This is a genomic window from Patescibacteria group bacterium (genome assembly GCA_041664365.1).
Classification (GTDB): domain Bacteria; phylum Patescibacteriota; class Patescibacteriia; order UM-FILTER-42-10; family UM-FILTER-42-10; genus JAHJEX01.
The window spans coordinates 20,708-44,436 of sequence record JBAYKW010000010.1 but is presented as its reverse complement, the minus strand read 5'-3'; the positions used below and the strand labels follow the sequence as shown (position 1 = coordinate 44,436).

General features: G+C 43.0%; 17 protein-coding genes. 10 read left to right on the top strand and 7 right to left on the bottom strand.

Annotation, left to right across the window (positions count from 1 at the left end):
- Together WCW66_05945 and WCW66_05940 are read right to left on the bottom strand one after the other, a co-directional pair.
- A complete protein-coding gene (locus tag WCW66_05945) occupies positions 1-153 on the bottom strand; it encodes a hypothetical protein (GenBank protein MFA6392254.1) in 153 nt (50 codons plus the stop codon).
- A 341-nt stretch (positions 154-494) separates the two neighbouring features.
- Positions 495-1,232, bottom strand: coding sequence for a hypothetical protein (locus WCW66_05940; GenBank protein ID MFA6392253.1), 738 nt, complete (start codon positions 1,230-1,232; stop codon positions 495-497).
- Positions 1,233-1,514: 282 nt separating this feature from the next.
- Here WCW66_05940 and WCW66_05935 point away from each other — a divergent pair, with 282 nt between their 5' ends.
- The 4 genes from WCW66_05935 (at position 1,515) to WCW66_05920 (ending at position 7,528) form a co-directional block, all read left to right on the top strand.
- A complete protein-coding gene (locus WCW66_05935; GenBank protein MFA6392252.1) occupies positions 1,515-2,078 on the top strand; it encodes a transposase in 564 nt (187 codons plus the stop codon).
- 10 nt (positions 2,079-2,088) lie between these two features.
- Positions 2,089-4,809, top strand: coding sequence for a lamin tail domain-containing protein (locus WCW66_05930; GenBank protein ID MFA6392251.1), 2,721 nt, complete (start codon positions 2,089-2,091; stop codon positions 4,807-4,809).
- 110 nt (positions 4,810-4,919) lie between these two features.
- A complete protein-coding gene (locus tag WCW66_05925) occupies positions 4,920-6,281 on the top strand; it encodes a F390 synthetase-related protein (GenBank protein ID MFA6392250.1) in 1,362 nt (453 codons plus the stop codon).
- A gap of 17 nt (positions 6,282-6,298) precedes the next feature.
- The gene (locus tag WCW66_05920; protein ID MFA6392249.1) at positions 6,299-7,528 is read left to right on the top strand and encodes an acyltransferase; all 1,230 of its coding nucleotides are present in this window, start codon (positions 6,299-6,301) and stop codon (positions 7,526-7,528) included.
- 451 nt (positions 7,529-7,979) lie between these two features.
- Here WCW66_05920 and WCW66_05915 read toward each other — a convergent pair whose 3' ends face one another.
- The 3 genes from WCW66_05915 to WCW66_05905 are packed head-to-tail and all read right to left on the bottom strand — an operon-like array spanning position 7,980 to position 10,678.
- Positions 7,980-8,753: a hypothetical protein gene (locus tag WCW66_05915; GenBank protein MFA6392248.1), complete on the bottom strand. Its 774-nt coding sequence runs from the start codon at positions 8,751-8,753 to the stop codon at positions 7,980-7,982.
- A gap of 59 nt (positions 8,754-8,812) precedes the next feature.
- The gene (locus WCW66_05910; GenBank protein MFA6392247.1) at positions 8,813-9,724 is read right to left on the bottom strand and encodes a hypothetical protein; all 912 of its coding nucleotides are present in this window, start codon (positions 9,722-9,724) and stop codon (positions 8,813-8,815) included.
- A 45-nt stretch (positions 9,725-9,769) separates the two neighbouring features.
- On the bottom strand, positions 9,770-10,678 hold the full coding sequence (locus tag WCW66_05905; GenBank protein MFA6392246.1) for a hypothetical protein: 909 nt from the start codon (positions 10,676-10,678) through the stop codon (positions 9,770-9,772).
- Positions 10,679-10,782: 104 nt separating this feature from the next.
- Here WCW66_05905 and polA point away from each other — a divergent pair, with 104 nt between their 5' ends.
- On the top strand, positions 10,783-13,551 hold the full coding sequence (gene polA / locus WCW66_05900; GenBank protein ID MFA6392245.1) for a DNA polymerase I: 2,769 nt from the start codon (positions 10,783-10,785) through the stop codon (positions 13,549-13,551).
- Between the two features lies 1 nt (position 13,552).
- The gene (holA, locus tag WCW66_05895) at positions 13,553-14,536 is read left to right on the top strand and encodes a DNA polymerase III subunit delta (GenBank protein ID MFA6392244.1); all 984 of its coding nucleotides are present in this window, start codon (positions 13,553-13,555) and stop codon (positions 14,534-14,536) included.
- A gap of 49 nt (positions 14,537-14,585) precedes the next feature.
- Here the strand turns inward: holA and rpsT are convergent, their stop codons facing one another.
- A complete protein-coding gene (gene rpsT / locus WCW66_05890; GenBank protein ID MFA6392243.1) occupies positions 14,586-14,849 on the bottom strand; it encodes a 30S ribosomal protein S20 in 264 nt (87 codons plus the stop codon).
- A 166-nt stretch (positions 14,850-15,015) separates the two neighbouring features.
- Here rpsT and WCW66_05885 point away from each other — a divergent pair, with 166 nt between their 5' ends.
- A complete protein-coding gene (locus WCW66_05885; GenBank protein ID MFA6392242.1) occupies positions 15,016-16,527 on the top strand; it encodes an amidophosphoribosyltransferase in 1,512 nt (503 codons plus the stop codon).
- A gap of 116 nt (positions 16,528-16,643) precedes the next feature.
- Positions 16,644-20,117 (top strand): hypothetical protein, encoded by a 3,474-nt coding sequence (locus WCW66_05880; protein ID MFA6392241.1) that lies wholly within the window; start codon positions 16,644-16,646, stop codon positions 20,115-20,117.
- Here the strand turns inward: WCW66_05880 and WCW66_05875 are convergent.
- Complete coding sequence (locus WCW66_05875) at positions 20,048-20,920, bottom strand: helix-turn-helix domain-containing protein (protein ID MFA6392240.1); 873 nt, start codon at positions 20,918-20,920, stop codon at positions 20,048-20,050. The two genes, WCW66_05880 and WCW66_05875, sit on opposite strands and share 70 nt — an antisense overlap.
- A 1,251-nt stretch (positions 20,921-22,171) precedes the next feature.
- On the opposite strand from WCW66_05875, the gene WCW66_05870 reads away from it, so the two are divergent.
- Positions 22,172-22,531, top strand: coding sequence for a hypothetical protein (locus WCW66_05870; GenBank protein MFA6392239.1), 360 nt, complete (start codon positions 22,172-22,174; stop codon positions 22,529-22,531).
- 309 nt (positions 22,532-22,840) lie between these two features.
- A complete protein-coding gene (locus WCW66_05865) occupies positions 22,841-23,476 on the top strand; it encodes a hypothetical protein (protein ID MFA6392238.1) in 636 nt (211 codons plus the stop codon).
- Positions 23,477-23,729 lie beyond the last annotated feature (253 nt).

Here is a 23,729-nt window from a genome sequence, read left to right as displayed (position 1 = left end):
CTAGCTCGGCATCGTCTCAAGGAGGGTGGCCAGTAGCTCATTAGCTATGGCGAGTGATTTTTCGAGTAGAGAGACGATCTCCGAAACTAGTGTGGGAAAGAACATCCCGAGAAGTATGACTATGACCACGAAGGTCGCGATTGTCCTGAACATATGTTATTTGTTAAGGATCTTATAGACCAGAGGCCAATAATAGTTCGGGAGACTAACCCCGATACATACTTCTCGGTACCCTCCAGAGAAGAGGAGACCAGAGAATTTTGTAAATCTCGTCTTCACTAGAGGGGACTTTTATTTAACATGTAAACGTGCCTTCCGCCCTGCATTATAGCGCTGAAATTAGGATGTGTCAACCCCTGGCATTTGCCCACAAATGCACGGGTCAAGGGCAAGGGTTTTGTGCATGGTTTTTATTTTGGAAATAAAATAGGGCAAGAAGTGGAGTTGAACCAGCATCTTGCCCCGTGTCGTGCTAACAGCGGTGAAGCTGTTATCTATTCGAAAATGAGCTGTACGTCATCCGGAATCTTGTCGGAGTCGATTTCTCCCGGATGATTCCATCCGAAAAAGGTAACTCCCCTGAGGAAGTTCCCCTTGCGGGTGGTCGGACGGAGCCTGCCGATGTCCTCACCCGGGTAGATGGTCTGGATGAATCCCTTCCAGCGGCCCTCGTTGGACTGCCAGTGGAACGTGATGGCCATCGTCACCTGGTTGGTCAATGGTGCCAGCATCCGTATCATCGGAACTCCCAAGGAGGGATCGATCGCCGGCTGGTACATGTCGTGATGACCGACTTCGAGTTTGACACGATAGGCGGTCGTGCGCCGATTGAGGTGGAACTTCTCGAGCTCCTTTTCCTGCAGGACCCCTTCTTGCGACTGGGTGGTAGTCGACTGCCAGCCGATCACCCGATCACACTGAACTGTGAGGCGCGCTTCGAAAGCTTGAGAGCACCACTCCTCATCACACTGGGTGGCGACCATCGACCCGATCTCAGACATCACCACATCACACCGGGTGGCGACCATCGACCCGATCTCAGACATCATCTCTCCGGCTGATTCCCAGAAGAGAAAGTTGCCGGCGAGAGGGCGACCTTTTCCACGGAAGCAGGTCGTTGCCAGTCTTTCCTGCTGGCTACGGGGAATGATCAGCGTGAAGTTGTTGTGCAGGTTCGGCAGACTCGCCGGACCGAAATTCCACCAGTAATTGTTCTTACCCTTGCTAGCCATCTCATTTCCTCCGAGAAACCCGTGAGGCCCAGCACGCTCTGGGTAGCGTTCAATGACAATGCGCCATTAAACAGACCATACTAGCACAATATATGACTCTTGTCAACCCATGCATTTGCTTGCCAATACACGGGTTAATACCCTTGACCAAAAATTGGCACTTTGCTAGGCTGTAAATACAAATGGGCATCCTCTGGGTTGCCCTGTTTTATTTTCGGAATATTTTGAAAAAGCGTCCTCAAGGGCGCTTTGTTTGTTAGGGATTATTAATCGGAGAAAGAAATGAGATCACGACATATATATCTGGACGATGCAATTTATTTTGTTACAGCACGTACCCGCGGGCGCCGTAAGTTTTTTGAGCAAGACAAAAGTAAGTTGTTATTGGCGCAGATAATTAAAGAGTGTGTTGATCAAATGCATTGTAAATTATTTGGTTGGGTAGTGCTTAGTAATCACTATCACATTTTGGTAAAAATAGAACATGGAAATGATTTGCCGAAATTGATGAAACTAATTAATGGTCGGAGTTCAAGAAGATTGAAGAAATCACTGGTGTGTGGACTGATCAGTCCACACACCGACTGGCGAGTATGGCGTGACTACTGGGAAAAAGTTGTTCGCACAGATAAAGAGTATTTTACATATTTAAATTACATTCACCACAATCCAGTAAAGCATGGTTTAGCCAATAGTATGGCGGATTATCAGTATTCAAGTTATCAGAATTACTTACAAAAATTCGGGCAGTTTGTAATGGCGGATTATTTCTTCACATATCCAATTATTAATTTTTCACAAGTAGAAGAGTTCTCACTCTTTCGCGAAAAAAATCATTATCATTAATCAAACAATAATGAAAAAAGCAAAATTATATTTTTTACTCGTCATAATTACTTTTGAAATGTTCAGCCCTTTATTTGTATTTTCGCAAGGGCAGAATGTCGTTATCAACGAAGTGCTTTACGATCCATCCGGGTCAGATCTGGGGTATGAATGGATCGAACTATATAACCCGACCAATGAAATTATTAATTTAAACGGCTGGTCTGTTGAAATGGGAGGGGCGTCTTTCAGCAACGTTATTACGTTTGAGAGTATTACCATTCAGCCACAATCATTTCTTGTGGTGGGCGAACTGAATATTGTTGAGGCTGATCTAATAGTTGATCGCCTGCAGTTTCAAAACGGCGGATCAGAGACGGACGGGGTTCGTATTATTAATCAAAATAGCGAAGTCATAGATACGGTATTATATGACGAACCAAACTCAAATAATTTAACGGATGATACGGGTATTGCCGGGATAAATTTCGCATCCGACGTGTCAGCGAGTTTCAGCTTGGGTCGCGATTCTCAATCAGCAGATACGGATAACTGTGCTCTGGACTTTATAGAATATTCTCTCCCTTCACCGGGTGCGGAAAATATTATTGTTTTACCAAATGAAGCACCACGAGCAGATGCCGGATCCAACCTAAATGGAGTAACGAACGAAGCAATTCAATTTGATGCGTCGGATTCTTCTGACCCTAATGGTGATGTACTTTCGTTTGCATGGGATTTTGGCGATGGGACCGGAAGTGATCAAATTGCACCAACGCATACATATAGTAATCCGGATAGTTATCTGGTTAGTCTGATTGTGAGCGATGGGGAGTCACAGAATTCGGATTCGATTACCGTATCGATAACCGAGGCTCCGATTACCCCGCCTCCGGGTGGTTATCCGGTCGGAGTAATTATCAGTGAACTACTGCCCAATCCGGCTGGGTCTGATGCGGAAGGTGAATTTATTGAACTGCACAACATTACTAGTAGTAAGATTGATCTTTCCGGGTGGAAATTGGGAGATTTAAGCAGTTTATTATTTTCTTTTGAACCACAATCAATTGAACCACAATCAATTGAACCACAGGGATATCTGGCCGTGCTCCGGGAAGTGACGGATATTTCCTTGAATAATAGTGGCGGTGAAAAGGTGACTCTGTATCATCCGGACGGAACAGTAGTTAATGAAATAGAATATTCGGGTAGTACGCCGGAAGGCGAGTCGTTTAGTTTGCTTCCTTCCGGTGAATGGGTATGGACCAAACCTTCTCCCGGAGCGGTCAATTCATTTGAGGATAGTAATAATCCTCCGGATGCTAAAATTGACGCTCCGGCCCAAGCGAAAGTGAATCAGGAAATTACCTTTGACGCGTCTGACTCTACGGATGAAGACGGGGACAAGATGGAGTTCGCTTGGGATTTTGGCGACGGCCAAAATGGAGAAGGTTCAGAAGCCGTTCATCAATTTGCCAAGCCGGGTTCTTATACGGTTACTCTAACTGCTATTGATGAAAACAGAGCTGAATCAATAGATTCAATCGTAATTCAAATTTCCGACTTTGATTATTCTGATCGGGTATTAATCAACGAAGTAATGGTCAATGTGGCGGGTTCGGACAGCGAGGGTGAATGGATTGAACTGGTAAACAACGGAGAACAAGATGTAGATTTATCCGGCTGGCAGATTACGGATACTAAGTCGTCTTATTATTTTACCGAACCGACTTTACTGGGAGGGGGAGAATATCTGGTTATTAACCGTTCTGAATCAAAGATAACATTAAACAATTCAGCCGAATCAATTCTGTTGATTAATCCTGCCGGCAAGGTTGTGAATGGTGTGGAATATGGTAAAGCACCGGAAGATATTTCCTTCGCGCGGAAGGATTTTTCTGATCAATGGCTCTGGACGGAAAAGTCTACTCCGGGCGCGGTGAATGAATTTATTGCCGTAGAGATAAGTGCAGAGGCGAAGGATGCGGGAGAGGAAACAGATGAGCCGGAGTCGGTAACAGAGGCGGATATCCAGACTGTAAAGAATCTGGAGAAAGGTGTTTATGTAAAAACAGCCGGCTGGGTAATAGTCGAGCCGGGATTATTAGGGACACAGAAGTTCTATATTATGGATCAGCAAGCAGGGATCCAGATTTATTCTTCGAAAAAAGATTTTCCTGAATTAGCACTCGGTGATTATATTCAGGTGACCGGGAAGCTGTCGGAAGCCAGTGGCGAGAAAAAGATTAATATTAGCGTGGCAGAGGATATTATCGTGCTTGAGTCGCAGGAGGTCATTCCTGAACCGGTTATCGCAGAACTGATTGATGAACCGTTGGAAGGAATGCTGGTCAGAATTGAGGGACCTTTGGTGGATAAAAAAGGAAAAACTTTTTATCTGGACTCTGGTGGTTCGGAAGAGATTAAAGTATCAATTAAAAGTACTACGAATATTGAAAGTCCGGATTTAGGAGACGGGCAGGTGGTGCAGGTGACGGGGATTGTTAGCCAGTCAAACGAAACATACCAAATTTTACCGCGCTATCAGGAAGATATCGTGTTGCCGGAAGTATTAGGAGAATCTACCGAAATGTCTGATGAGAAAATAGCAGTTGCTCCGGTGGAAGAAAAAAAAGAAATGATGAAATATTTGATTGTGGCGGGTGTGGCGGTAGTAATTGCCGGAGCCGGCTTACTCGCAAAACATTTTGGATTGGTTGAGAAGGTTAAGAATAAATTTATAAAAAAATAGCGGTGATGTAAACAGTAGGCGAGGATGAGCATCCTCGCCTACTGTTCTTTTTTGTAAAATTAAAGTAAATTATATATATGCCAATTAAGTTGAAAGGTAATTTTTAATTTATGTCGATGAAAATTAGGGATTTTATTGCAGACCGTGGGACGTTTTTTGCGCCGTTATGGTTCTTGTTGTGCCGATACCGATTTAAACTTTGGTCTGCAGACGATATTAAAAAATACCAGAATAAGAGAATAAGACAAATGGTCAAATTTGCTGTTGATAATTCCAAATTCTATCAGAAGTACTATCAAAACAAGAATACCAACGATGTCTGGAACCTACCTACTGTTAATAAGAAAATAATTATTGATAATTTAACGGATGTAAATACACTCGATCTGACCAAACAAGAGATTTTTAATTTCTGCCTGGAGATAGAGAAAAGCCGGGACTTTACCAGGAGATTTCAGGGATTGAATATCGGGATGTCATCGGGTACCAGTGGCAACAAAGGTGTTGAGATAACCACGCCCAGGGAGGAAAGTTATATCAAGACTTGTTTCTTAGCCAGATTTCCATTTATATCCGGAACGAAGCTCAATCTGGCATTTATATTGCGGGTTTTTACGCCCGCATTTAATTTTAATAAATTCGGCCACCGCGTGACCTATGTGAATCAGATGCAGTCAATAGATAAAATTGTTGATCAACTAAATAGTATTAATCCGAATATGATTTCCGGTCCGTCTTCTGTACTCCGTTTGCTGGCAAAAGAAATAATCAGTGGAAAACTTAAGGCTAGACCAAAAAGATTAATCTCCTATGCGGAAGTATTGTCGCCGGATGATAAAGAGTATATTAGTAAAATATTTCAGGCAGAAGTTCACCAGATTTATAAAGCGACGGAGGGTTCAATTGCCTTAACCTGTAAGGCTGGCTCATTGCATATTAATGAAGATTTAGTTGCTGTTGAGTTACTGGAAAAGGATGGAACTTCCACACCGATCGGTCAGCCGTGCAGACAGATGGTTATTACTGATTTACATAAGACTTCTATGCCGATAATCAGATATGCATTGAATGATATTATTTCCATCAGCCCGAACAAGTGCGCCTGCGGTTCTGCGTTTCGCGTAATCAAACAAATTCAAGGCCGGGCGGATGACATATTATGGGCACACAATAAACAAAATAATTCCTGGCAATCAATTTTTCCTGATTTTATCAGCAGGGCGATAATTTCCGCTTGCGATAAAATTGATGAATACCAGGTTATCCAAGAGTCAGCTGAATCATTGGTAATCAGAATACAACCACAATTGAATGAGGACGACGAAAAGAAAATAGTCAGTGCGGTAAAAAATGTTTTTTCAAATTTTGAGTGTTTGGAGCCGCATGTTATTATCAAATGGGAGCAACCCGTGCCCAATGAACGATCGGGTAAACTTATTCGTATCTTCCGGTCATTTCCGGAACCGGTTTAATATTTAAAATAAAACAAATGAACAAAAGAATTCTCTCCTTAGACTTGATTCGAGGAGTAGGTATTATGGGAGTTGTTTTTTTACACGCTGCGCTGTATCATTTTGCTGGCATATTTGATCTGGATATGGATAACCCCCCGCTCGTAGTCACTATTATTGGTTTCTTACTGATGTGGGCGGGACTATTTGCAATAATTTCTGGCTTTGGGTATGCGTATCGTTTATCTAACCGTTTGGATGAAGGTGAAAATAAAAATACATTTGCCAAGGGTATATTTTTTAAAGGAGCGATATTATTAATACTAGCTTCCATTTATTTTGTTTTTATCGGACCGGCAATCATCGAGTTTGATTCCAGGAGTTTTCTGACTTCCATGATTGATGGTCTTTTGATGAGGGGGCAATTCCCTTCATTTTCATTCGAGCGTTTTGTTTATCTGGATGCTCTGGCTATGATGGGTTGGAATTTAGTATTTTTATCTTTAATGGTTTGGCTATTTAAACCCCGGGCAGAGAATAAATACAAATTTGCAAAAGTGTTATTAGTCATGGGCAGTTTGATCGTTTTATCATCGGCGGTTAGAATCCCGCTTTTTGAGTGGTATGAAAACTATATCAAAACCGGGAATAATTTTATGGTGTGGTTAGTAAGTCAGTTTATCAACAAAAATAACCCTATTATTCCATACATCGGTTTCGGATATATTGGTGCTGCATTCGGTATTTTTTCCTCGGGAGGATGGCAGCATTTCAAAAAAAGATTTGCATATATATTCGGTTTATTTTGGCTGATAACAGGTGTAACGGTTATGTTCATGTTGCCCGACACCATGCTGGAGCGGACTATTGATTGGACTTGGTATTCTATTATGCTTGCACAGCTTGGCATATTCATATTGATCATTTTAGGGACACAGGCTCTAGTTGATTCTCCAAAAAGGGAAAGTTTTTTCAGAAATAAAATGAAGTTGATAAATTATTTTGGTATCATATCCCTATCTATTTTCTTTTTGGAAACGCCCCTGCGCGAATTATACGCCCATCTTTGGAACGGGATCTGGCCGGGATGGAATGATACGATTAATATGACATTGTTATTTGGTGCTACGTTGGTAATTATATGGTCGGGGTTTGTATATTTGTGGAAGAAACAAGAAAACAAAGGAAGCTTGGAATGGTTACTCGGTAAATTCTACAGGGGTATGAAAGTCAGATCAGAGAAGGCTTATAAGATAGAAGATCAATAATATCTTATGAATAAGTAAAAGGAATATAAAAACAGCAGGCGAGGATGCGCATTCTCGCCTGATTTAATTTGCACAATTATTGACAAACAAAACAACATTTGCTTATATTAAGGTCGCAACTTGTTTTAAGTTGCAGTTGTTGCCGTGGTTGGGCGATTCACAATCCCAGCAGAACACTAACAGGCAACAACTAAGGAGTACCCAGCTAGTCCTATTCAGAGGGTGGCTTCCTCTAAGCTTAAGACGGGGTTCGAATCCCTGTTATGCGGTCGTCGCAGGCTCTTCGGGGCGGAAAAAGCTTAAGTAGGACGGAAGTTCTAAAAATCGTACACCGCTGGGGGTGACCTAGGAATTGCGTATGCACAGAGTGTAGTATGGCATCTTCTGGTTACCCCTGTTTTTTATTAAACAAAAAGCGCCCCAATAATGGAGCGCCCTTTTACTTATTACCCTAATTTGCCATCGGACAGCCGGGATTTCTTAACATCCAGCCCCAGTCAAGGAGTGCTCTATATGGATCTCCAGGGTATGTTCCTGGATAAGTGCATACACCATTACCAAGTACCGGATATGATGAATCAGCATCTTTTCTGTTTATTTCTTCAACAAGCCTATTGGGAAGAGTAGAATAGTCAGTGTCATTTTCTAACCAAATAGAGGAAACCTTGTCGGCATAGTTACCATCACCAAAATTTAGTGGTGTACTAAATTTAACATATTTATGGAAATCGCCTGATACGGGGAGTCCAATCGATATCCTGTCATACATTAACAATCCCCAGGAAAGTGCAGTCAGCCAGTCTGGAATACGATGAGCCCCAGCTTCATCAATAAAGAACCACTCATGACTAGGTGTACTAACAGTTTGATTTTTAAAATGAGATGTACCAATATTCTGATACCAGCCTATCGCAACCCCCCTGAGCCATTCCCGCAATCTAATTATTGGTGTGTTATGGTCAACATGAAACTGCAATTCATCACAGCGTGCATTGCGATTCCAGTGTTCATAATATTCGAAATTAATAGCTGTTGTATTATCCGGGTTGAGAGTATAAACATGCGTATCATCCGCTTCTGAAATAGTATCAACCAATATACAATGTCCAACAACTAAATCACCATAAGGGTAACTCGGTGACCGCCAGATTTTGGCCTGGGCGGGTTGAGATAGCTGGAATAGCACAAAAGCACAAATAGCTATTCCAAATGATATTTTTTTCATTGATATATGAGATTAAGAATTAATCGACATGGTTATTGGAATTCATTAGCTGAAGTCATTTACAAAGCGCAATAGGCGGTTCTAGTACAGTAACCATAAATAAATTCATTGTACTCATAATACCAATTTTGATCATCTCCTCTGTAATTATTACGGTGTTGTGAAACTGCTTCTTCTAATCTTTCTGGTATTTCTCTATACCCACTCCCGCGAAAACGATTCTGGATCGCTACCCGATAAGGCGCATTTTGAAATTGCATTACGTCCCCCTCTGTTACTACTGATCTAAACCAAGTACTATTGCCTATATAAGTGCTGTCACCAGGGATAAGTCCCCAAGCAAATGCAGTGGGAAAATCTGGAACCCAATGCCTTTGCCCGTCTTTAATCAACCAGAATTTTTCTCCATCTCTATAGGTGGCACCTTCAGCTAGCTGAAAAGTGCTCTTCCATTCCTGAAAATCTCTATTGAATGTAGCATCATTTATTAGCCAGTTTCTTAAGACATCATGCTTGGTGCCTTTTAGGTGAAACAAAGCCTCATTGCATTTTATATTTCTCCCCGCTTCTTCTTTGTAAATATTGTCTAGATTTTTTACGGCATCTTTTGTTGTGCCTGCCGGAAAAGTACAATTTGTAATTACCGAGTTCGCTTGATTATCAAGCCAAGTCGCTAACGTGCCTAGAGGAGTGCCCCAATCGAGGTGTTTTTGTAATTCGTCACAATTAGCTCTTCTATTCCAATGTTCTTGATATAGATTATTAATTACTTCGGCATCAGCTAAGGTTCTAGCTTGTACTAAGTCAGTTCCCCTGTCAGTGTCGGATATCTTACAACTGACATTAGAACCAAAACCTGGCAGTTGCGGTATTGTTTTTATATATCCTCCAACGTTTCCAAGGAGAGAGGCCGATGTAAGAAAGGGAATAGAAAAAAAGAATATGCTCAAAATAATTACATATTTTTTCATAAGCCAATTTGTTGAATGATTAGCTATCATATATATTGTACTCGATTATAAATTACAATAAGCGTTTTTATAGCAGTAGCCATCACGGAATTCTTCATATCCATACCAAAGTGAATCTGGATGACTGTAAACATTACGGTATTGCGAAACCGCTTCTTCTAAATTTTCTGGCATTTCTCCGTAGCCACTTCCGCGGAAACGATTCTGGATCGCTACTCGATAAGGTGCATTCTGGAATTGCAACGTATCTCCTGACGGTACTGTAGAGCCAAACCACGTACCGGTAGCAATGCTGTCATCATACAATAGACCCCAGGCAAACATCGTGGCGATATCTGGTACCCAGTGTTTCTGTCCGTTTTTAACAAGCCAAAAACTTGAGCCGTATTTCGTTGTCACTCTATAGGTGGCACCTTCAACCAGCTGAAAAGTGCTCTTCCATTCCTGAAAGCTTCTGTTGAACGGAGCAATATTAACTAGCCAGTTTCTTAAGGCATCATGTGTGGTGCCTTGGAGGTGGAACAAAGCTTCAGTGCATGTCATGTCTCTTCCTGCCTCTTCCTTGTAAATATTATTCAGGTTTTGTACCGCATCTTTTGTTGTGCCAACGGGATAAGCACAATTTCCAATCACTGCTTTTGGATCTTTATTAAGCCAAGTCGCCAGTGTTGTTAGGGGAGTTCCCCAATCAATATGTTTTTGTAATTCATCGCAATTTGCTGTTCTACCCCAGCTGCTTGTATACAAATTATTAATTGCCTGTGCATCTTCTAGTTTTTTAACTTGGACTACATAGGGGCCTCGGTCTGTATCGGATATTTTGCAATCATTTATAGTACTAAAGCCCGACGTTGTTTTTGTAATAGATTGTCCAACAAATCCAAGTAATGTCGCAGAAGTAAGAGAAGGGACGGCAACTAGTAATACACTCAATGATATTATGTATTTTTTCATAAGCTATTTAATAATAAAATATACTTATTATACTCAATACCATTATACCACTCACCAAAAAAAATGCACTTTCCTTTTTAGCTGATTTCCAGTAGATTATAGGTATGAAAGCTGCGCAAAAGAAGATAGTTATTATAGACGGGAATGCCCTGATCCACAGGGCTTTTCATGCATTACCTCCATTGCAGAAAAAGGACGGTACTTTAGTGAACGCAGTGTATGGGTTTACCACAATTTTACTTAGAGTATTAAAGGAGATAGATCCGGAATATGTGGCCGTTACTTTTGACCTGAAAGGGCCGACTTTCCGCCATAAGGAATATAAAGAATACAAAGCTACCCGCATTAAACAACCCGACGAGCTCTATAACCAGATTCCGATTATTAAAGATCTTGTGAGGGCTTTTAATATGCCAATTTATGAAGAGGAGGGCTTTGAAGCGGATGATGTGATCGGCACGATTACCAGGAACAAAACAATCACTGACAATCAGATTAAATCAGTTATTGTTACGGGAGATATGGATGCTCTACAACTTGTGAACAGTAATACAGAAGTCTATACGATGAAAAAAGGCATTGCCGATACAGTTACCTATGACCGGAGGGCAGTCAAAGAAAAATTCGACGGACTAGAACCAGAGCAGATGATTGATTACAAGGCTTTGCGCGGGGATCCATCGGATAACATTCCGGGCGTGAAAGGAATTGGTGAAAAAGGGGCGATCGCATTACTCAAGGAATTTGACACAATCGAAAAGATTTATGCATCACTTGATAAAGAGGACAAACAAAGTAAAACTATTTCCGAAAGGAATCAGAAACTTCTCCTAGAGTACAAGGATGACGCGCTAATGAGTAAAATGCTGGCAACGATTATTACCGATGTACCATTTGAATTTGATTTGGAAAAATGCAAAGCGGGGAATTATAACCGGGAAAAGATCGTGGCTATTCTGCAGGATTTGGAATTCAAAAGTCTTTTGAATAAAATCCCATTTACCGAAACACAAGGCAAAATTGATTTATTTTCCAAAAAATCAGCTGAGTCAGAAATAAAGTTTGATAAAAATTTTGAGTATCATCTAGTAGATACATCGGAAAAGTTTGATAAATTTTTCAAAGAGCTTTCCGAGCAGAAAGAGTTTGCCGTGGATACAGAAACCACCGGATTAAATACCTTTGATACCGAGCTTTTGGGGATCAGCTTCTGCTGGAAGGAAGGATATGCTTTTTATGTACTACCAAAAAAGGAATTTCTTAAAAAACTAAAGCCAATTTTAGAAAATGAAGGGATAAAAAAGTTCGGACACAACATCAAATTTGATATGGAAGTTTTGACTCAGTATGGAATTTTCATTAAGGGTGTTGCTTTTGACACGATGATTGCTGCCTACCTGCTCAATTCCGGTTCCCGTCAGCTGAAACTGGATAGTGTGGTGTTCTCTGAGCTGGGTCACGAGATGATTCCGATTGAAGCGCTGATTGGGAAGAAGGGTAAAGATCAAAAGACTCTGAAAGACGTACCGATTGAAAATGTTTCTTACTATGCCGCAGAAGATGCCGACTTCACTTATCGTTTGGTAGAACCGCTGAAAAAACAGTTGGATGAAAAGGTGAATTTGGGACTATTTGAAAAAATCGAAATGCCACTCGTTCCAGTGTTAGCAGAAATGGAAAGAGACGGGATTATCGTGGACTCCGCTTTCCTGAAGAAGATGTCCGTGGTATTTACCAAGGAAATAGCTAATCTGAAAGTGAAAATCTATAAACTGGCCGGCAGTGAGTTTAATATCAGCTCGCCCTTGCAGCTCAAGAAGATATTATTTGAAGACCTGGGTGTTTCGACTGACAATATTAAAAAAACCAAAACGGGTTTTTCCACAGCAGAAAGCGAGCTGGAAAAAATGCGTGATTTGCATCCGATTATTGATCTGATTTCCCAATACCGTGAATACACTAAACTGCAGTCAACCTATATTGATGCCCTGCCCGAATTAATCAATAAGAAGACCGGTAGAGTGCATACCAGTTTTAACCAGACAGTTGCCGCAACCGGGCGCCTTTCCTCATCTGATCCTAACTTACAGAACATTCCGATCCGCACGGAAATGGGCAGAGAAATCAGAAAAGCATTTGTAGCGAACAAGGGATATAGCATTCTGGCGATTGACTATTCACAGATTGAGTTAAGAATTGTGGCGTCGCTGGCTAATGATAAAAAAGCGATTGAAATATTTAATGCCGGTGAAGATATCCATAAAAGTACCGCGGCAGAGATCAATGGCGTGCCACTTGAGCAAGTTACAAAAGAAATGCGCTATGCCGCCAAGGAAGTAAATTTCGGGATTCTCTACGGCATGGGAGCATACGGTCTGGCTTGGCGCGCCCACATCGACCGGGACAAGGCCAGGGATTTTATTGAAAAATATTTTAAGAGTTTCAAAGGAGTTAAGGAATATCTGGATAGCACAAAAACACTGGCAAGGACGCTTGGTTATGTGGAGACACTGTTCGGCCGGCGCAGATATCTGCCCGAAATTAATTCCGGAGTGCCGATGATCAGGAATTCGGCGGAACGCATGGCGGTCAATATGCCGGTCCAGGGCACCGCGGCGGATCTGATCAAGATTGCCATGATTGAAGTGCAAAAAAAGTTGAAAAATATGGAAGGAAACGAAGATGGGAAACTGGTAAAAATGATTTTGCAGGTTCACGATGAGTTAGTATTTGAAGTGCGGGATGATATGCTGGAAAAAATGGCCAAGATGATCAAAATAATTATGGAAACAGTGTATAAATTAAAAGTCCCGATAATCGCGGAAGCCAAGTCCGGTAAAAATTGGGGGGATTTAACAGAATTAAAAGTTTAAGATGATAATATTAGTTCACGGCGAAGATACTTTCCGTTCGCTGAAACGTCTGAAACATTTAAAGGATGCATTTATTGAAAAATACAATTCATCCGGTTTTAATGTGGTTCAGCTTGACGGCGCGGAAACAACTTTAGAAAAATTCCGGTCCGTTAGTTTTACCGGCGGGTTATTGGACAGTAAACGGCTGATTGTGATTAAGAATCTGATCTCTGGAGGTAATGCAGAATTAGTTGATGGCGTATCAGAGATATTGAAAGAAAAAAAATTTCCTGAAGATAATGTATTAATTGTCTGGGAGGGTGTTATTGAAGAAAAAGGGAAGGCTAAAATCAAAGGCGGAGCCAAGACCAAAAAATTACTGCTTGCGCAGTTAAAAAAAGAGCGGGAAGAAGTATTCCCATTGCTTTCGAACAGCCAGCTTTCTACCTGGATTCAAACTGAAGTAAAGGACCGGGGCGGTAAAATTGAGAGAAGCGCTGTGGAAGAACTGGTCGCTAAAGTAGGAACAGATCTTTGGCAGATGGACAGCGAGATTGAAAAACTGGTCAACTATGTCGGTGATCAGATTATTACCGCAAAGCAAGTGGAAGAATTTGTAAAATCAAAATATGATGAAAATATTTTCCATCTGACGGATGCTCTGGGACAGAAGAATAAAGAACAGGCACTGCGTCTGGTGCGTGACCAGCTGGCGCTGGGGACTGAACCGCTTCAGTTACTTTCTAAATTTATATGGCAATTCAGAAATTTAATTCTGATCAACGAAATGCTGGGAGCGAATAAAACGCAAAAAGAAATCGCTGATACATTAAAACTGCATCCATTTGTAGTTCAGAAAACTGTTCCGCAGGCGAAAAGATTCACGGCCGGTCAATTGAAATTTATTTATCAAAAATTGGCGGATATTGATTTTGAACTGAAAAATTCACAAACCAAACCGGAATTGCTGTTTGATTTGATGGTAATGGATGTTTGTAAATAATCAGTAATAAAAAAACGGAGCACTTTTGATGCTCCGCCTTTTTTGTATGTTATTTTAATTTGTTCAGTTTTTTCATCAGTCTTGATTTCCTTCGGGAAGCAGTGTTCTTTTTGATCAGATTGGTCTTAGCTGCTTTGGCCAGTGCTTTGATGGTTTTTTGAACCAGCTCTTTTGATTCTTCTTTTTTTCCGGATAACAATGATTTTTCCGTTTTCTTAGTAAGATCCTTCAAGCTGTTTTTTGCCGAAACGTTTCGGATCCGGTGTTTCTTCGACTGTCTTAGAGCCTTGATACCGGCTTTTTTAATTGGCATAAAATATCCTTAATTATTTTTAAAGTAAACCAATCGTAACATACAGAATATTAATGTGCAAGGGTCTTTGACGTACAATTAAGTAAATGATAAGGTGAAGAGCCTCACGTTTTGAGGGGTGTTTGATCTTTCTAGCTTCAACCAGAGGTGAGAGGAGGGTGCCTTTATGTGCTCGATTTTCGGGGTCATCGCGTTGAAAAACGCGGACCCGCACGAGGTTATGGAGTTCAGCTGGGTCGGCGCTCCCGATCTGCAACATCGCGGCCATGAGTGGGTCGGTGTCGCGTACTCGGGCGGAGACATGCTCCATGTGGAGAAGCAGGTTGGTTTGATTGCCTCACTCTTAGGTAACCCCAGGATGGTTACCAAGATGCAGGATGCTGCTCCGCAGATGATGCTGTTCCAGACCCGTTTCTCAACTCAGGGTCGCAGTACCGCCGTCAACGCGCAGCCGCACTACATGCGTCCGCGTTGGGGCACGATTGCTCTGGGAGCGAACGGAGACATTCCGGACTATGCCGGTCATCGCGCTAGGCTGGAAAAGGCAAAGTGCGAATTTGTCAGCAGGAATGATAGCGAGGCACTTCTGCATCACATCATTCTGAATGCCCAGGACAACCCGGACAGACTGCATGAAGGCATCGTGAGTCTGATGCGGGAGGTCCCTGCTTCCTACTCAGCCTGGCTTGCAACCAAGGATAGCGTCTACCTGTTCCGTGATCCGTTTGCGAACCGCCCGCTGTACTACATGCGGGTCGGCAACTACTTCGTCTTTGCGTCGGAGGACTGTGCTTTGCACGCGATTCTGGTGCACCGGGCGAATCAGGGGCACAAGGACGGGACGGTCGAGATCAACCAGGTGCTCCCGGGCGAGATCATCCGAATCACCATGCACGGTGAGATCGAATATCTCGAGGGCGTGGCGCCAATGACGCAATTTGCAATGTGTGCTTTCGAGCTCGTCTACTTCGCACGCCCCGACGGTCACGTTTTCGGCGCTCCGCACAATGCAACCCAGCGGTTGTTTTATAAACTGCTGGTCCAACACGGCGAAGACGGCCGTTACAGCATCCAGATGCTGACTGACGGCATCGAAGAAGTAGGCAGTTTCCGTTTCCGCCTGGGCAAACAGCTGGCTCGTGAGCATCCGGTTGATGGCGCGGACTGTGTCATCTCGGTGCCCAACTCGGGTAATTTCGCGGCACTCGGATTCGCTGATGAAAGCAAAGTCCCTTACCAGATCGGTCTGGTCCAGAGTCCCTATGTGGCTCGGACCTTCATCGTTCCGGGCAGGGATGCACGCAGAGAACAAGCCGCTCTGAAGTATCGGCCGATGCGTGGCCTGTTTTCCAAATATCAGCGGATCGTGGTCGTGGACGACTCGCTCGTCTACGGTACAACCTTCGAACAGCTGACCCGCATGTTCATGGCGGCCGGTGCGCGGGAAGTACATGCCCGCCTGAGCTGTCCGCCGGTGATTGCGCCCTGTAAGTACGGCATCGACATGACATCAAAGGGCAAACTGATTGCCGCAGACATGTCGGTTGAGCAGATTCAGCAGATGCTGGGTCTTACCAGTCTGCGGTTCCTCTCTCTTGAGGGAATGAAAAAAGTGCTCGGCACTGACGCCGGCAACTATTGCACATCGTGTTGGACGGGGGTCTATCCCATCGTCTGACCCCGGGAATCTGAAAACTTTCCCGGTTTTTTTATTGCCGGAGGTTTATTTGGGAAGAGTTTGCACGATACAAATAATCTGCTAGGATGAAATTATACTAACTAGCTAATATGAAAATGGAATTAAAAGACAATTCACCAATTATTGAAGATTCTGATACCGAGGAAGATGATTACCTGGAAGACAATGCAGAACAACTAAATTCGCCAGAAAATCGGACGCGTTTATTTGCACGTGATTGGTTTGAAGATTTATATGAAGACTCTGACCCATTTACTACAAATGATCAATTTTTTACAGATAATGATTTAATGCAGGATCTTTATTCAATTGCTCAAACTGACAAATCTCATTATCTTCCAACTGATGTCACCCAAGCATTTCTGGATGAACTATTAAAATTTGTTACATTCCGATCTCAGGATCCAAAGGATCATGATCAGTTATCTGCATTTATTGTAAATATTCAAGAACGATTGTTCTCTGTATCGCCATGTCTTATCAATCATCTTCCACTTCCAGAACAAATACTAACGACTGCAAAATTTTCTCGGCAACCTGAAACTCAAGGATGGATGGGTTCAACTATGGTTGGAGAATTGACCGATGAACTTGACGGGTGCTCGGAAGCTGATATACAAGTTATTGCCGAACAGCTTATTAACGCGCCACTTTCTGAACAACTTGATATTATTCACCAATTTACGGTGATCGGAGCAAATGCGACCACTCGAGGCTTTCCGGCGCTTCGTACGCTTGAGACAGTCGATCGTGAAAACGCAAGACCGGCACTCAAAAACAGTCGGGCAATTCTCAGGATAATGAAAGACGCTGCATCATTACCAATTATTGATTTTGCTGTTGACTCCGCATTAAAACGTCTGGAAAAGGAAGAAATCGATCCAAATGTTGGATTGGTCAAACTGCAAGGAAATCGATCTGAAGGGCGTCTTATTGATTATAGTCACCAGGAAGCAGATGAACACAATAGGTTGCGCACCGCATTGATTCCTGATACATTATCTCCGTTTGAAAACGGTGGCCGATTACAGGTAATTGCACGGGATGCAATCGGCGTGTTTGACCATAGTGGCTTACCCCGCTCTATCGGTCGTTTTGATGTAAAGAATTTACCGGAGAGTGTATTAGTGTCTCCTATGGATACTCAGAATATCCAAGAGGCGATTGATCGGCCGGACGCTTCGGATTACAAATATATTGGAAAAATTGTTAGAGGTTTGCGTGACCGTGTTGTTCGTCGTTTACAATCCGAAAAAACCGTTGAGCATTCAGGATCGCTTGGTCAAGCATTTTACGATTTTGCACCGCAACTATCTGTTGATCAATGGGATGAAATCCTTAATGGCAATGCTCCTGAGTACGATTATCGGACGCATGAAACATGGAATATACTTCGAGAACAGTTTACGGCGTTTACCGAGTGCGCAAAGACATACCTAGCTCCAATTAATAAAGAGCATCGTGAAAAACTACCGACCGTACACTTTGATCATTATGAGAGCCTTGTGTCAGATGAAAGCGTGTTTCCCTTTCCAATTGAAAGGGGTGAGGACATTATGCTCTTGCTCCAGCATCTCCATCGCCCTGCAATTAGGGAGCAGATTGAAGAATCAATTGGTTTTTCATTGCGTGAGTTACCGTTGCGATCGCAAGTTCATTTATTAAGGTATCTTGCCGGAGAAGATGCAGACAAATTCGAGCGACTACAAGGAGTTTTTCAATCCAATCAGGAATCTGCTCAAGTAACAGCTGAAGCATTTTTTGCGGTGGCCGAAAGTTCAAAAAGCGGTGATGATATCCTAGATATTGCAGAATATTTACAGAAAAATAGTCCAGAGGAAGCGCAAAAGATTTTTTCAACTTATGTACAACTTGTTGATCAAATAAACCAAAAATCAGATCAACTCCTTGAGGTAGGGCGACAAGTATTTGATAATCTTACATCTCTATCTGCAGATGTAGCACAACATTTGCTTCGACGTGTGAATCATCTTTTCCCAACATTGATCACACAACTAGAAGATGGCGTGGATCCGAAACTTGCTGTTTCACAAACGATTGATGCGTTTCATGAAGAAGGTGATTTATTACAGCAGATGACGCAGGAATTTATCAATACTGCTGCAGAAGTAAAAAAAGCAGAACATCCACGCGGTTCGCAACTTTTTTTAAGACTAGAACAGTCTTTCCGTCATCTGGTCCTCGGTGAGCAGGAATATCGATTACCATCAAAATTATTAGTTAATCTGGAACAAGAATCGCAAGCACTCGAATCAGAAAATCTCTCGGATGCTGAACCGCTGTATTTTCCCGTAGGAATTTCCAAAGATCTTCCAGCTTGGGAAGGAGTCTGGAATGGTGAAAGCAAAACCGCAAAACCTATTGAGATATTTAGCTACCTTTTCTGGTTACAAAACCAAGGTCGTTCGTCCCGTCTTGTAGTTTGCGATACTATACAATCTTCGAATTACCAAAAGCTCTATCCTGATCTTTTGGGGGATCAACCGGAAAAAACCGCTCAGGAATATGCACAAAGAATTGGCGAAAGCGAACAAGTTATGTATCAAGCAATGTGTGAAACCTTCGGCCTTTCTAACATAGAGGTCCAGGGTTATGAACCATTTATTACTGATCAGCAGGAACGAGTTGATCTGTATCGAACATGGTGCGAGCAACTAAGTCAGGATCCAAATTGGGTGGATGCCTTTACAGGCATGGTGCAAGAGTCTGTTGGACATCCAATGACATTAGATGAAAAAAAGGAGTATCTGCCCTATGCGATAGAGGAGCTGAGCTGGATTATGGCTGCGGATGGAACAAAGGTAAGTCATCCGAATGAAGCTCGTTATGATGCGATTGCAACAGTTCTAAAAAATTGTGAAAAGTTGGCTGAAGAAAACCAGATTGATTTGCACGATTCCTCGCAAAGGGAGGCATTCAATTCGCTGGTTTATGGTGTGCAACGGGTACTCTCCGACCAGCTCAATCGGCTTAAAGCGAAAGCAGATAAGGGCTCTCCGACCGCGCAGTACTGTGATGCTTTTCGGCGACATCTTGGACTTATTCATCTTCCTAACGCCACACGGGTACCGGATAATTTTGACCGGAAGAGCGTACGCTTAAACGTGGCGATTCCTTCTACGGGCGCGCAAAGTTTCGGGTGGCGTTCTACAGGGTCACAAGGGGAAGAAGGGGTGCGTAAATTCAAAGAACCATACAGTACATATTTTTTTCGGGACGGTGCCGAACTTTTTCTTAATAGTGACCAGATTGTTGCTGTAGCAAAAGGTACGATTGCCGGAAAAATCCTTGCGCTTCCGCCCCAAGAACAAGAAAGATATACATTAGAAGTAGTTATGCCGCTTCTTCGTCACTTCTTTAAAGTTCTCGATCACGCTCCTCAGTCATACTTCGATTCCGTGCAGAGTAATCGGGAAGCTTTGATCGCGGAATGCCAGAAATCGCGTACGTTAATAGATCTATTGCGATTTATTCAACACTATGTGGTCGAACCAGTTGAATCCCGTCTTTCAACACTCGCCGGCACAGAATTTGATAATGCCGCATAATCGGGCTGACGATTCTTTAGTGCAACAGACCCGAGTGACCAGCAGAGTTCGAACACTGACGAAAATGTTTGAAAGATTTCCATATTATCAATAATGATCCCGATGTGCGCTCGATCTGAGAAAGTCACAAAGGAAACTTTGTTTTCATAAATATTTATCTCTGTTGCGAAAGGATAGTTCTTGTGATCAATGAAGAGGATCTGAGTAACTTCATTTGCTTGATAACTGCGCATATGGGCAAGCGCTTCGGCATTGTCAGGAATAATTACTCTTTCTATGATCCCAAGTTTTTTCCTGAGCGGTGCATAATATGACTGGTTCCATACTTTAAGATATTTAGCATAGCCTGCCACATCTGAAAATGTTTTAATCTGTTTAGATGTATTATTTACAATTGTATCTTTAAGCACTAGCTTAATACCCTCAATGCCTTCATAAAATCGTACTCCCGGTTTATTCATTGTAATACGGTAAAGTGAATTCAATGATTCATAGTTGGCGTTTAAAGTTTTTGCCTGTTGTTGAACTGTCTTCTCTCTTTCATCTAGCAGGACTTTTATTCTTTCCGGAGGTTCGATCACAAAAACTTTCTTACCTTTTGTCATCGTTTCTGTTACGAGGCCCTTGTCAATTAATGCACGCATTAAATCGTAAGTATTCCCTCTTTTGTAGGGTATTTTTTTTAATAGTTCTCCCATGCCGGCCTTGCCCAGCGTAAGGAGCGCTTCATAGACGACTGCTTCTTTGTCAGTTAAGCCGATTTGGACCAGGATTTTCGAAATAGGGGAGCCAGGTTTGGGCATGGAAGTGAAGATTAATTTTATTAAATGCTTATCACAGAAAGGATATTTCTGCTTTTATGATAGCATCGTAATAAATAAATGTCAATAGAAAATGACAAAAGTAATCAATAAAATATAAACAAAATGCACTGATAATATTGAATAATGACAAAAATCAATAAAGAATGGCGCAAGGTATTGACAAGAATTGCGAATGGGTATATACTGTCTAGTTAACATAAATTTTGTTCTTTTTAAACACTCGATTATCCCAACTAGATTAGATGACTAAGTCATCAATCAAGCGGGTAATATTTTCAAAAGGTTTATCCTCACTGCTTACTCAAAGCTTGGTCAAAGAGAGACAGGCTTTGGTGAAGCAGGAATAAATCTTCTAGAAAATACTTGTCAGTGTATTTCCCGATCACCATCAAGTGGCCGGGGAGCCAGTGCTAAGTATAGAAGCGACTTTAAGACAATCAAGCAATTTGACAACTGAATATGGTAATCAAAACGGAGAGAGCATCTAAATCCCAATCTATCGGGACATGATGGACCAACAGTGAAAACTGTTAGCCTAATGATTATCAAAATAATAAGATAGTATTAAATTTGACGCGGGCCCTCTCATCCAAAATGAAAGGGCCCGTTTTGATTTAGCAGGTTTGGCGAGGAGAGAGGTATTTGAAGAGGCGCAGAAATCATAAAAATACCGCCTCCTGTCTCCTCACCAAACTCTTCTAAAATTAAGAGTTACATCGTTCTTTATCGAAGTTGTTCTTTATTCAAGCAATGGTATCGAATTTAGGTAATTAAAATGAACCAACATTATATATTCCGCAGTCCGATTCATGAGAGAAATGGATTTGTGGAATAGGAGAGAGTTCATTTCCTAAGCGCAATACTTTGCTAATTCGCTCGATAGGATAAACGCTTCAATTTTTGAAGCCGGTACTTATCAAGTTGGCAGAAGCGAGCCAATTTGTGTCGGTACATTGTTCCAAGTAAGTGAGTGTCGAGAGTCCCGTTTCGGGGAAGCAGACCGCTGAAAGGCAAACCTATCAACTGTTCTCATAAGGAGATCGGCTGGAGAAAAGAGATTAACCCCCTTTTGTCTCCAGGAATCTCCTTGATAAGAAAATCAGGTCAGAAGTTTGTAAAAAATGTGGCTCCTTATAAGATGATGTGTCCGCGTCATTTGATAAGGAGTCGCATGGTGCGACTTTTGGCCATTCACCGAGCCGATCGGTGAAACTTCATAAGGAGAAATCCATGAAGATCATGAACTTGACCCCCCACGCTATGGTGATCTTCGACTCGACCGGTGCGACGGAAGTCGCCCATGTCGAGGCGAGCGGCAAGGTCGCTCGGGTACTGACCGAGACGACCGAGGCGGGGGTCGTCTCGATCGACGGGGTCGAAATCCCCGTCGTGAAAACCAGCTACGGGCAGGTGGAGAACCTGCCCGAGGTCGAGGAGGGTACCACGTTCGTGGTGTCCATTCTCGTCATCGGCGCCCTCCGGGCGCTGGGCATCAACCGGGGGGACGTCGTCTCCCCGGACACGGGTCCCCAGTCCGTCGTTCGCGACGGTGAGGGGAAGATTCTGGGTGTCAAGCGCTTCACGCGCTAGGCCCTTCAATAGCGCTCCGTGTAAGCGCTTCAAGGTTCTGGGGAGAGAAGATACGGCTTCTCTCCCAATCATCGTTCTTTTAGGAGGTTAAGAGTTTTCCGGAAGTTTCTCTCGCAAAAACTTCCATCCTTCTGCCGATGAGTTCGGCACTGATGAGCCCATAACCAAATAATGCAGGGCGAAAAGGAAAGTGTACGAAAATTAGTGTAAATTTCTGCGCTTAGGAAATAATGATTTGTTTCTTGAGCGCAGGAATCCCCTGCAAACAAAAATGATCCTACCCGTGGGGTCAAACAAGAGGAGAAAGCCATGTGGACGAAGATTGAGATGGGTACTGGAACCCCCGGAAAGCTTTGGACTGGGGACAACTTCGAGTCGATCTCGGGCAAGTTTGCCCGTGTGGAGCTCGTCGAGTTCCACTCTCCGGCCAGCGGCGCCAGCACGCGGCGACTGTTCGTCGCCGAGGTGAGGGAGGACGCCCCTGAGGGCATCTACGTACCGACCCTCAGGATCTGCGCCGGCGGGGTCGGCTCGTTAGTGACCGCTGGCAGCGTGACACGCGAGCTCCGCGGTGAACCGATTGCACCCCAAAGGAAGGACTCCTGGGGTGAACCGATTGCCCTGGGTGCGAATAAACCCTGTCTCCTACCGCTCCTCGTCTGGAATTGGAGTGGTCGGATTGGGGGGTACATCATCCTCGATCCGGTTATGACCGAACGCGGGTACGTCCGGCACAACGAGGTGAACTCCGCGTTGCCCGGGTACGCATGGATCCACACCTACGAGGGGAGTACGCTCTCCGAGTATGTTCTGGTGAGGACGTACCAGGCGGACGATGACGGCTGTTTGGTAGACCCGATGCACACTCTACCGATCCACCGGGTGGTTACCTCCCTCCTCGCTCCGCCGGAGAGGGAGATCGAGATCGAAGAAGTCTCCGAGTAAACACCAGCGCTCCGTGTAAGCGCTTCAAGGTTCTGGGGAGAGAAGATACGGCTTCCCTCTCCATCATCGTTCTTTTTCAAGGGAGGTTAAAAAGGTTAAAGAGTTTCCGGAAGTTTCTCTCGCAAAAACTTCCCTCTTATCTTCAGACTATTATTCAGAAGAATAATATGCTGAAGCAGAGGAGGAAAATAGAAAAATCTTGTTCCTAAAAAATGTAAAAATAGCTGAAAAATGATTTTTCAAATAATTAAAT

Excerpts from the sequence above, each read along its gene's own strand:
- WCW66_05935 (MFA6392252.1), top strand. The coding sequence starts at position 1,515 with ATGAGATCACGACATATATATCTGGACGATGCAATTTATTTTGTTACA.
- WCW66_05915 (MFA6392248.1), bottom strand. The coding sequence starts at position 8,753 with ATGAAAAAAATATCATTTGGAATAGCTATTTGTGCTTTTGTGCTATTC.
- WCW66_05905 (MFA6392246.1), bottom strand. The coding sequence starts at position 10,678 with ATGAAAAAATACATAATATCATTGAGTGTATTACTAGTTGCCGTCCCT.
- WCW66_05920 (MFA6392249.1), top strand. The coding sequence starts at position 6,299 with ATGAACAAAAGAATTCTCTCCTTAGACTTGATTCGAGGAGTAGGTATT.
- polA (MFA6392245.1), top strand. The coding sequence starts at position 10,783 with ATGAAAGCTGCGCAAAAGAAGATAGTTATTATAGACGGGAATGCCCTG.
- WCW66_05910 (MFA6392247.1), bottom strand. The coding sequence starts at position 9,724 with ATGAAAAAATATGTAATTATTTTGAGCATATTCTTTTTTTCTATTCCC.
- WCW66_05940 (MFA6392253.1), bottom strand. The coding sequence starts at position 1,232 with ATGGCTAGCAAGGGTAAGAACAATTACTGGTGGAATTTCGGTCCGGCG.
- WCW66_05930 (MFA6392251.1), top strand. The coding sequence starts at position 2,089 with ATGAAAAAAGCAAAATTATATTTTTTACTCGTCATAATTACTTTTGAA.
- rpsT (MFA6392243.1), bottom strand. The coding sequence starts at position 14,849 with ATGCCAATTAAAAAAGCCGGTATCAAGGCTCTAAGACAGTCGAAGAAA.
- WCW66_05875 (MFA6392240.1), bottom strand. The coding sequence starts at position 20,920 with ATGCCCAAACCTGGCTCCCCTATTTCGAAAATCCTGGTCCAAATCGGC.
- holA (MFA6392244.1), top strand. The coding sequence starts at position 13,553 with ATGATAATATTAGTTCACGGCGAAGATACTTTCCGTTCGCTGAAACGT.
- WCW66_05880 (MFA6392241.1), top strand. The coding sequence starts at position 16,644 with ATGGAATTAAAAGACAATTCACCAATTATTGAAGATTCTGATACCGAG.
- WCW66_05945 (MFA6392254.1), bottom strand. The coding sequence starts at position 153 with ATGTTCAGGACAATCGCGACCTTCGTGGTCATAGTCATACTTCTCGGG.
- WCW66_05885 (MFA6392242.1), top strand. The coding sequence starts at position 15,016 with ATGTGCTCGATTTTCGGGGTCATCGCGTTGAAAAACGCGGACCCGCAC.
- WCW66_05870 (MFA6392239.1), top strand. The coding sequence starts at position 22,172 with ATGAAGATCATGAACTTGACCCCCCACGCTATGGTGATCTTCGACTCG.
- WCW66_05925 (MFA6392250.1), top strand. The coding sequence starts at position 4,920 with ATGTCGATGAAAATTAGGGATTTTATTGCAGACCGTGGGACGTTTTTT.
- WCW66_05865 (MFA6392238.1), top strand. The coding sequence starts at position 22,841 with ATGTGGACGAAGATTGAGATGGGTACTGGAACCCCCGGAAAGCTTTGG.